At 45.4% G+C, this 10,946-nt stretch carries 5 protein-coding genes and 1 pseudogene; 5 read left to right on the forward strand and 1 reads right to left on the reverse strand.

Annotated features, from left to right (window positions below; all coding sequences use genetic code 11):
* The first annotated feature begins 149 nt into the window (after positions 1-149).
* Positions 150-4,248 (forward strand): annotated as a pseudogene (locus HMPREF9007_RS06760) (two-component regulator propeller domain-containing protein).
* 4 nt (positions 4,249-4,252) lie between these two features.
* Here the strand turns inward: HMPREF9007_RS06760 and HMPREF9007_RS06755 are convergent.
* Positions 4,253-5,626, reverse strand: a complete 1,374-nt coding sequence (locus HMPREF9007_RS06755) for a sigma-54 dependent transcriptional regulator (RefSeq protein WP_008762735.1) — start codon at positions 5,624-5,626, stop codon at positions 4,253-4,255.
* An 88-nt stretch (positions 5,627-5,714) separates the two neighbouring features.
* Between HMPREF9007_RS06755 and HMPREF9007_RS06750 the strand changes: the two genes are divergently transcribed.
* The 4 genes from HMPREF9007_RS06750 to HMPREF9007_RS06735 form a co-directional block, all read left to right on the forward strand.
* Positions 5,715-6,554, forward strand: a complete 840-nt coding sequence (locus tag HMPREF9007_RS06750; RefSeq protein WP_008762736.1) for a peptidylprolyl isomerase — start codon at positions 5,715-5,717, stop codon at positions 6,552-6,554.
* Positions 6,555-6,559: 5 nt separating this feature from the next.
* On the forward strand, positions 6,560-7,798 hold the full coding sequence (locus HMPREF9007_RS06745; RefSeq protein ID WP_008762737.1) for a pitrilysin family protein: 1,239 nt from the start codon (positions 6,560-6,562) through the stop codon (positions 7,796-7,798).
* Between the two features lie 84 nt (positions 7,799-7,882).
* On the forward strand, positions 7,883-9,241 hold the full coding sequence (locus HMPREF9007_RS06740) for an MATE family efflux transporter (RefSeq protein ID WP_008762738.1): 1,359 nt from the start codon (positions 7,883-7,885) through the stop codon (positions 9,239-9,241).
* A 19-nt stretch (positions 9,242-9,260) separates the two neighbouring features.
* Positions 9,261-10,946 (forward strand): HAMP domain-containing sensor histidine kinase (locus tag HMPREF9007_RS06735; RefSeq protein ID WP_008762739.1); only part of this gene is annotated, 1,686 nt, incomplete at its 3' end.

Here is a 10,946-nt window from a genome sequence, read left to right on the forward strand (position 1 = left end):
TGGCTGCAAATGTACGCAAACAATGTGGTTCCGAATATGCCTGTTTCTTTCATTCAACATACATGTTTAATTCATAAGTCCATTTCTTTATTCGTTTTTTTGTATGTTCTGACTTAATTTCGTTTATTTGCCATAAATTGTCTAATAGAATGAAGCACTTAAATCTAATCCTGATTATCCTGATTCTGAGTTGTTGCCCGCTGCATCCTGTCTATGCTTTTTTAGATAAAGATATTCGGTTGCTGACAATGAGGGACGGATTGGCGGATAACACGATTCCTTGCATCTATAAGGATGAAGACGGATTTATGTGGTTTGGGACGGATAACGGATTAAGCCGTTATGACGGCAAAACAATTCAGAACTTCAAGCCTGCGAATACATATGTTTCGATTGCTGCCATTGTGCGACTGTCAGATGACTTTTTAGGAATTGTATCCGATGGATACCTCTATTATTTCAACCGGAAGCAGGAAACTTTTTTTCCGATACATACTGAATCAGATACTGCCATAGGTGTATTTAATGTCCTGCCCGCCGACAATTCTTCTTTTTGGGGAATATCGGGAAACAGACTGATACTCTGTCAATGGGAGATACGGCAAGGCAAGGAAGAAGAAAAAACGGCTGTTCGGGTACGCATACAAAAGACCTTTCAGTTATTGGAAGAAAAAGGAGAAGTCTTTTCTTCTCTGTGCTATCATGAAAAAGCCGGGAGCGGAATATGGCTGACAACTAACCGGGGTAATCTGATCTTGTTTCATCCGGATACTCCGGAGGCGTATCAGAAGATACCGCTGACAGACGGAAAACCATTACAAGTCACTTCCATCTTGAACAGAGACGGAGTTGTCTGGGTTTCTACCATCGGCAAAGGCATTGTCCGTTATCACACGAAGTCGGGGCATATGGACCGGATTTCGTACGGCGGGACAGGAAAAGAGAATCTCCTTTCTCATACAGATGTTTATCAGACTATATTTATCGGCAATAACCGCTATCTGGCAGTGACATGGGGTGGCTATACACTGTTGATGCCGGATGAAAAGCAGCCGGAAGAACTGACGTCGGAGATATATAACAATACGCATACACAGATTTACCGAAACCTCGAAACACGTATGATTTCTGCCTGTTACGATCCTAATGGCCTTCTTTGGATTGGTACTAACGGTGGAGGAGTGATGTATTCTGATTTGAGGTCACAGTTTTTATGACCGTTACTATCAGGACAGGCATAACGAAATATGTGATATCCTCATGGATGATAGTCATCGGTTATGGTTGGCGACCTATCACAAAGGAATCATGCGAAGTGACATACCGTACGCAAAAGGGAAAAAACTTAGTTTCTCTAAAGTCGATACAGGTAGCGGGAAATCGGAAGAAACGATGTTGTGTGCCTTGAAAGATGTAGACGGCAATCTGTGGTTTGGAAATATAAACGGTACGTTGACTGTTTATCATGTCCGGACCGGTCGTTTTGTGATTCATTCGCTGTTGGTAGACGGTGTTGCCAACAGGGCTTCGGTATGGGCTTTGTATATGGACGATAAGAACAGGCTCTATGTAGGTACGGAAGACGGGCTTTTATTGTATAACCGTCAGACAGGTATATGCGTTAAATTATCAGCAACACACTATTTAAATGAGAAAAGACAACCTTTCATCCGTGCGATTGCTCAGACCAAAGATGGAACTATATGGCTGGGAACCAGCAATATGGGAGTTTGCAGAGTAGTTGAATCTGCTTCCGGAGGTATCTCCGTAGAAAATGGATATGAGCAGAAGATGAACATGGAATATCGTTCGGTACGTTCGTTGCTGGCATCTTCGGATGGGAATTTATATATAGGTTATACGGATGGCTTTGCCATCCTGTCTCCACGACAGAACACGATCAGTGCCCGTTATACCACGAATGACGGACTGTGCAGTAATTTTATCGGCTGCATAGCGGAAGACAGCGAAGGGCATATCTGGCTGGGAAGCAACTCCGGCATATCGCGGTATGGTCGTCGTCAGCATCTCTTTTACAATTACTACATAGCAGGTAGTAACCGTTCTGCCTTATTCAGTGACAAGACTTTGTTTTTCGGAAATAATCAGAGTCTGACTTATTTCAATCCGGAGGATATAAATGCCTATCCGACCAACGGACGGGTGTTAATAACCGGTTTGGAAGTGGATAACCATCCTGTCGGGACTGGAGAAAAGATTAATAATCAGATCATCCTCAATCAATTCATCCCTTTTACGGATCGCATTGTACTGGATAATGATAACAAAGATTTCTCCTTGGCTTTCAACAACCTGTCCTACTCGGACGAACAACAAAAATATAATTACCGGCTTTTGCCTTATCAGGGGAATTGGCTGATTTCTGATGAGGGAGAGAAAGCCTCGTATACCAACCTCCCAGCCGGTGAGTATGTATTTGAAGTGAAGAATATACATCCGAACGGTCAGACAGGGGCGGTGACTTCGCTGAAGATCGTAATTCTTCCTCATTGGAGTCAGACTTTTGCTTTCCGGCTTTTCGTTTCCCTGTTATTGCTGGGAGGAGTGGCTTATGGAGTACGGTTGATCAGACTACGGCAGAAACGGATGGAACACGAAATGCAGATGAAACATGAACTGTTGACGGTCAGTATGGAGCGTGAGAAAGAACGTCAGATACGTGTGGAACGCGAGAACTTCTTTACGGGCGTTGCCCACGAACTGCGTACTCCGCTGACTTTAATCCTTGCCCCGTTACAGGAATTGATGAAACAGTGCAATCCATTGGATGACTTTTATAAGAAATTGCAGGTCATGTATAAGAATGCGGCCTCACTGCACACCTTGGTCGATCAGTTGCTTTATGTACAAAAGATAGAGGCCGGGATGGTCAGACTCCAGTTATCCGAGACTGATTTGGTACAGTTGGTCTGCAATGTGTCGGAACCGTTCCGGCAGATGGCTGAAATCAAAGGTTTGCAATTTGATATTGATTTGCTCGAAGGGAAGTTCCTGTATTGGGTAGATGAGGGAAAGATCGCTTCGGCCGTGCAAAACCTTCTTTCAAATGCGTTTAAGTATACCCCATCGGGAGGTCGTGTCCTGCTTTCTGTCTCTCATCTGATGAAAAGTGGGCAGGGTTATTGCCGGATCACCGTTTCGGATACAGGTGCAGGGATTCCGGAATGGTTGCAGAAACATGCTTTTGAATCGTTCGTAACGGGAGATAATGTACCTGAGATGTCAACGAAGGCAGGAATAGGATTGCATATTGTGAAGAACACGATGGACTTGCATCATGGATTGGTAACGCTGAAGAGTGTGCCGGACGAAGGAAGTATCTTTGCCCTTTATATTCCCGAAGGCAAAGAGCATTTTGCAAAAGATTCTTATGAACTTATTGACAGCCATCAGGGAAAAACAAAGCAAAATGAAGAGCTGAAACCGGAACCGTTTCTTCCGATACCGGAAAACAAAATACAGGAAACAGCGGCTAAAAAGAGTCTGCTGATCATCGAAGATAATGAAGATGTCCGCGAATATATCCGGAGCTTATTCATTTCCATATATGCCGTCAGTGAAGCTTGCAATGGTGAGGAAGGGGTGCGGATAGCCAAAGAACAGTTGCCCGATCTTATTATCTCGGATGTAATGATGCCCGTAAAGGACGGCTTTACTTGTTGCAGGGAAATTCGTATGCAGCAGGAAACCGCGCATATTCCTATCTTGATACTGACTGCCAGAGCAGAAGATGCTGACATCCTGCAAGGCTGTAATAGCGGAGCGGATGATTATATGATGAAACCCTTTAATCCGGAGATATTAAAGACCAAAGTGGATAACCTGATTTTGCAGCGTGAGCGATTGAAGCGGATTTATACGAAAGCCCTGATGCTGAAACAGGAATCGGAAGAGGGAGAGAAAGAAGATGCCTTTTTGCAACAACTGATTCATATCATAGAAGCTAACCTTTCCAATGCGGACTTTAATGTAAAAATGTTGGCGGAGCAACTGAATATGAGTCAGCCTACCTTGTACCGGAAGGTGAAACAGCGCAGTGATTTGTCTGTTATAGATATGATTCGCAGTATACGTATAAGCAAGGCGGCGACATTGATTCTGGAGAATCGCTATTCTATTCAGGAAATTTCGGAAATGGTTGGTTATTCCGATACCCGTACTTTGCGCAAGCACTTCATGGAGCAGTTCGGCGTATCTCCTTCTAAATATATGGGTAGTACTGATTGATAACCTACAAGTCGATATTATATAGTTTCAGCTTATTATATAATGTCTTCCGGTCGATATTCAGTAATTGTGCCGCTTTGCTCTTGTTATTTCCGGTTTGGCGCAATGCCTCCAGAATGTGTTCTTTCTCTGTCTCTTCGTTGCGCAGCGCCATGCTTGCGGAACAAACAGTACTTGTTTCCAGTAATTCGGTCCCTAATTCAAGAAGAGTGATGAAACTTCCTTGTGCCAGTAAAGTCGCTCTTTTTACGATATTCTTCATTTGGCGTAAGTTGCCCGGCCAGTGATAATTGAGTAAGGCTTGTGAGGCTTTCGAGTCAAAACCGATCAGATGCTTGTCCAGTTCCTTGTTTGCCTGATCGAGGAAGAAGTTGGCAAACAAAAGGATATCCTCTTTCCGTTCTTTCAGGTCGGGCATCCGCAGGGTAAATTCATTGATACGATGGAAAAGGTCTTCACGGAAAGTCCCTTTCTCGATAGCTTGTTCCAGATTCTCGTTGGTGGCGGATACCAGACGGATATCAACCGAAACTTCTTGCGTGGAACCGACCGGACGAATCTTTCTCTCTTGCAAGGCACGAAGAAGCTGTATCTGTACCTCGTAACTGAGATTACCTATTTCATCCAGGAAGATAGTGCCTCCATTGGCGGCAACGAACGCTCCGGTCTTGTCCGTCAGTGCTCCTGTAAAAGAGCCCTTCACATGACCGAAAAACTCGGATGCGGCTAATTCTTTGGGAATCGAACCGCAGTCTACCGCGATAAACGGCTTGTCATTCCGTTTGCTCAGTTGATGGATGCGGTGCGCCACATACTCTTTTCCCGTTCCGCTGGAACCGTTGATCAGTACGGACATATTGGTGGGAGCTACCAGACCTACATAATTATAGAGTTGCTTGGCGGCATCACTTTCTCCTTCCAGATAAGCATGATGGGTTTCGGTGGCGTTTCCGGACGAAATGGAAGAACCTTTCTTTGCAGAAGTTTTGGCTGCGGTATGCGTAGTCGGCGCTTCTTTCGCTTGCAAAGCTTCTGACATCTTTTTGAGTAGTTCCTCCGGATTCACCGGTTTGGCAACATAGTCGCGTGCTCCCAGTTTCATCGCTTGTACTGCCGATTGGATATCGGCATAACCGGTCATGATGATCAAAGGAATATCGATTCCTTTTTCGTTCATCCATTTCAGAAGATCGATTCCGTCGTGATCCGGCAGGCGTAAATCGGACAGGATTAAGTCTGCCCCTTGTCCTTCAATGTGCTTCTGGGCACGGGCAATGTTACTGACTGACGACACTTCAAACCCTTTTTTACTTAGCCAGGTTTTCAGCATCATTCCGAAAGTGATATCGTCTTCTATTATCAATATGGATTTCATCATACTCTCTTTTGCCTCTTTTAATGCTACAAAGGTAAGAGGATTTGGGCGAAAGTAGTATATTTGCAAACTTAAATTAAATAAAAGTGTTATGAAAAAGATTGCATACTTACTATTAACCATATCGTTTTGCGGACTTACGGCCTGCAAAACCGGAACAAAAAAAGGAGGAAATATGGACAACGAAACGTTGGTAAAGATTGAAACAACCTTGGGAGACATCAAGGTTAAGTTGTATAATGAGACGCCGAAACATCGTGATAATTTCATTAAGCTGGCAGAAGACGGCGTTTATGAAGGAACGCTGTTCCACCGTGTTATCAAAGACTTTATGATTCAGGCAGGTGACCCGGATTCAAAGAATGCACCGAAAGGAAAGATGCTGGGTGCAGGAGATGTGGGTTACACCCTTCCGGCCGAATTTGTTTATCCGAAGTATTTTCACAAAAAAGGCGCTTTGTCTGCTGCCCGTCAGGGAGACAATGTAAATCCGAAGAAAGAATCATCCGGTTGCCAGTTCTACATTGTGACAGGCAAAGTGTACAACGACTCTACATTGCTGGGCATGGAAAGCCAGATGAATGAGAATAAGATCAATGTTATTTTCAATACGTTGGCTCAGAAGCACATGAAAGAAATCTATAAGATGCGGAAGGAAAACGATGAAAACGGTTTGTATGAATTGCAGGAGAAGCTTTTTGCAGAGGCGGAAGCGGAAGCTGCCAAGCAACCGGAATTTCACTTTACGCCGGAACAGATCGAAGCTTATACGACTGTAGGAGGTACTCCTCATCTGGACGGTGAGTATACGGTTTTCGGTGAAGTAATCGAAGGCATGGACATCGTGGATAAGATTCAGCAGGTGAAAACCGACCGTAGCGATCGCCCCGAAGAGGACGTGAAGATTGTAAAAGTAGAAGTACTAGATTAAGTAGAATGAAGATCAACAGGCATATTCTGGACAATGGGTTACGTCTGGTACATTCGCAGGACGAAAGTACGCAGATGGTAGCTCTGAATGTATTATATAATGTGGGAGCCCGCGATGAACATCCCGAGCATACCGGCTTTGCTCATTTGTTCGAACACCTGATGTTCGGAGGTTCGGTGAACATCCCCGATTATGATATGCCGCTGCAACTGGCAGGCGGCGAGAATAATGCCTGGACCAATAATGACATAACCAATTACTACCTCACTGTACCCCGGCAGAATGTAGAGACCGGCTTTTGGCTGGAATCCGACCGTATGCTGAGCCTTGATTTCAGTGAACGGAGTCTGGAAGTACAGCGTGGAGTAGTAATGGAAGAATTCAAGCAGCGTTGCCTGAATCAGCCTTACGGAGACGTCGGTCATCTTTTGCGTCCCTTGGCATATCGGGCGCATACTTATCAGTGGCCTACCATCGGAAAAGATTTGTCGCACATAGCCAATGCGACGCTGGAAGAGGTGAAAGCATTCTTCTTCCGTTTTTATGCGCCGAACAATGCAGTGCTGGCCGTAACGGGAAATATCTCTTTTGAAGAAGCAGTCGCATTGACGGAAAAATGGTTCGGTCCCATCCCTCGCAGGGAGGTTCCTCAACGGAATCTGCCGCAGGAACCGGAGCAGACAGAAGAACGACGGTTGACAGTGGAGCGCAACGTACCCATCGACTCATTATTCATGGCGTATCATATGTGTAGTCATGATCATCCGGATTATTACGCTTTTGATATATTGTCGGATTTGTTGAGCAACGGACGTTCCAGTCGTCTGAATCAACGGCTGGTACAGCAAAAACAACTGTTTTCGAGTATCGACGCTTATATTTCCGGCAGTGTGGATGCCGGATTGTTCCATATTTCAGGTAAACCTGCGGCAGGTGTTTCGCTGGAACAGGCGGAAGCGGCCGTACGTGAAGAACTGGAACGTTTGCAGCAAGAACCTGTTGACGAACAGGAACTGGAAAAAGTGAAGAATAAATTCGAATCGACGCAGATATTCGGCAATATCAATTATTTGAATGTCGCTACCAATCTTGCTTGGTTTGAACTGTTGGGCAGGGCGGAAGATATGGAAAAGGAGGTAGAGCGTTATCGCGCTGTTACTGCCGGACAATTGCAAAAGGTAGCTCAGTCTGCTTTCAGGAAGGAGAATGGAGTGATACTTTATTATAAGAAACAAATATCCTGACTTCTCCTTACCGGCGGGATATTTATTGGAGGCAACGGCAGGATGCGGAGTTGCCGGAATATGCGATTAACTACGGAAAAATAAATGAGAAATATCTATAGTATATATAAGGAGCATTACAAAGCACTGATTTCTCTCGGATTGCCCATTGTAATCGGGCAAATAGGAGTTATTGTGCTGGGGTTTGCCGATACGCTGATGATCGGTCATCATAGTACGATAGAACTGGGTGCTGCTTCCTTCGTCAATAATGTATTCAATCTGGTGATTATTTTCAGTACAGGCTTCTCGTACGGGCTGACTCCTATCGTGGGAGGTTTGTATGGAACTCATCAGTATGCTTCGGCGGGGCAGGCGTTACGTAACAGCCTGCTGGCAAATTTGTTGGTGGCATTCTTGCTTACCATCGGTATGACTGTCCTTTATTTTAATGTGGGAAATCTGGGACAGCCGGAAGAACTTATTCCCTTGATAAAACCTTATTATCTGGTTCTGCTGGCTTCGCTCGTCTTTGTGATGCTGTTCAATGGCTTCAAGCAGTTTACGGATGGAATTACGGATACTAAGACCGCTATGTGGATATTGCTCGGCGGAAATGTGCTGAATATTATCGGCAATTATATCCTGATATACGGAAAGCTGGGCTTGCCGGAAATGGGCTTGCTGGGAGCAGGTATCAGTACGCTGTTCTCGCGTATCATGATGGTAGTCGTATTTATCATAGTCTTTATGCGGAGTCCGCGTTTTCTTCGTTTTAAGCTCGGCTTCTATCGTCTGGGATGGTCGAAGGCTATATTCGGACGATTGAATTCGCTGGGTTGGCCGATTGCTTTTCAGATGGGAATGGAGACAGCTTCGTTCAGTCTGAGTGCGGTGATGATTGGCTGGCTGGGTACCATTGCGCTGGCTTCTCATCAGGTCATGCTGGCTATTTCCCAGTTTACGTTTATGATGTATTACGGGATGGGGGCAGCTGTGGCTGTCCGTGTGAGTAACTTTAACGGGCAGGGCGATATACTCAATGTACGTCGTTCGGCTTATGCCGGTTTTCATTTGATGATGGCGTTGGGTGTTGTGCTTTCTTCCATCGTATTCCTCTGCCGCAATTATCTGGGAGGCTGGTTTACCGATAGTACCGAAGTGGCGGCTATGGTAACTTCGCTTATCCTTCCGTTCCTTGTATATCAGTTTGGAGATGGATTGCAGATAACCTTTGCCAATGCCTTGCGTGGAATCTCAGATGTAAAACTGATGATGCTGATTGCCTTCATTGCTTATTTCCTTATTTCGCTTCCGGTCGGCTATTTTTGCGGATTCGTGTTGGAGTGGGGGATCATAGGTGTCTGGATGGCATTTCCTTTTGGGTTGACCAGTGCCGGTCTGATGTTATGGTGGCGTTTCCATCACAAGACGAAACTACCGCCTTCCATTCAAAATTCATAATTTAAAATCTTAATTGCCTATGGCTTCCTTTCACTCCACCAAACTGAAAATAACCATCGGCTATATATTGCTGCTGGCGATTCTTCTTTTTTCTCTGGTGTTTGTGCATCAGGAGATGGAGACGCTGTCGGCTGCGGACGATCAGCAGAATCTGCGGACAGACAGTCTGCTGAGTCTTCTCCATGAGAAAGATCAGAATACCCTTCAGATGCTGCGGGTGCTGAGCGAGGCGAATGATAGCTTGCTTTCCGCCTCGGAGATTGAAGAAATCATATCAGAACAGCAGGACTCGGTGATTACTCAGCAACGGGTACAACACCGGGTTATTACCAAACGCGATTCTCTGATCACTACCCCGAAGAAGAAAGGCTTCTTCAAACGATTGGGGGAAGTGTTCGCGCCTTCTAAGAAAGATACTGCCGTGCTGGTCAATACTTCTCTGGAAATTGCCACCGATACGATATTGGAACCTGTCAAGTCGGCGGACTCCCTTCAGCATAAGATTCGCATGGCTACCGAAGAGAAACGGTTGCAGCGGAGGCGAACGATCCGGCGTACCAGTACGAGGTATCAGCGGATGAATACACAGCTGACCGCAAGAATGGATAGTCTGATAAAAGGATACGAGGAGGAAATGTCTGCGCGTGCCCGTCAGGATGCGGAACTTCAGCAAGAGGTGCGGATGCGTTCGGCTAATATCATTGCCGGAATTGCCATTGGTGCCGTATTCTTATCCGCCTTTTTCCTGATCTTAATTATGCGGGATATTACTCGTAGCAACCGTTATCGGCGTCAGCTCGAAGAAGCGAATAAGCGGGCGGAAGACTTGCTTGTTGCCCGTGAGAAACTGATGCTTGCCATTACCCATGACTTTAAGGCGCCATTAGGCTCGATAATGGGATATACGGAACTCTTGTCCCGCCTGACCGAAGATGAACGGCAGCGATTCTATCTGGACAACATGAAAAGTTCTTCAGAGCATTTACTGAAGTTAGTAAGCGATTTGCTTGATTTCCACCGTCTTGACCTCAATAAAGCGGAAGTGAACCGGATTGTTTTTAATCCTGCTCAGCTGTTTGAAGAAATCCGTGTTTGCTTTGAACCTCTGACGGCGGCTAAAGGCTTGGTCTTGCAATGTCATATCGCTCCGGAATTGTCGGAGAAATATATCAGTGATCCTTTACGTATTCAGCAGATAGTGAATAATCTCTTGTCCAATGCGGTGAAATTCACTCAGCAGGGCAAGATCACATTAACTGTTGGTTATAACGCTTCGAAGCTGACAATAGCGGTTGAGGATACCGGCAAAGGGATGGCATCGGAAGACCGGGAACGCATCTTCCAGGAATTTACCCGCCTCCCCGGTGCGCAGGGAGAAGAAGGATTCGGACTGGGATTGTCCATTGTGCATAAGCTGGTTCTTCTGCTTGAAGGTACGATCGATGTACAAAGCACGTTAGGAAAAGGAAGTTGCTTTACTGTCGTGTTGCCACTCTTTCCGGTGGGCAAGTCAATAGTGGAAAATAAACCTTTTGGAAGCAGAATCAAGAAAGCGTCGAAAGATACGGATGCTTCTCCGGAAGAAACAGATGTTTCTCCGGAAGAGACAGATGCTGTACCGGTCATGAAGGTGATCCGTGTGCTTCTGATTGATGATGATAAGATTCAGCTGAACCTGACTGCTGCCATGCTGAAACAGCACAAC

Origin of the sequence: Bacteroides sp. 1_1_14, from assembly GCF_000162515.1 — a bacterium.
GTDB lineage: Bacteria > Bacteroidota > Bacteroidia > Bacteroidales > Bacteroidaceae > Bacteroides > Bacteroides thetaiotaomicron.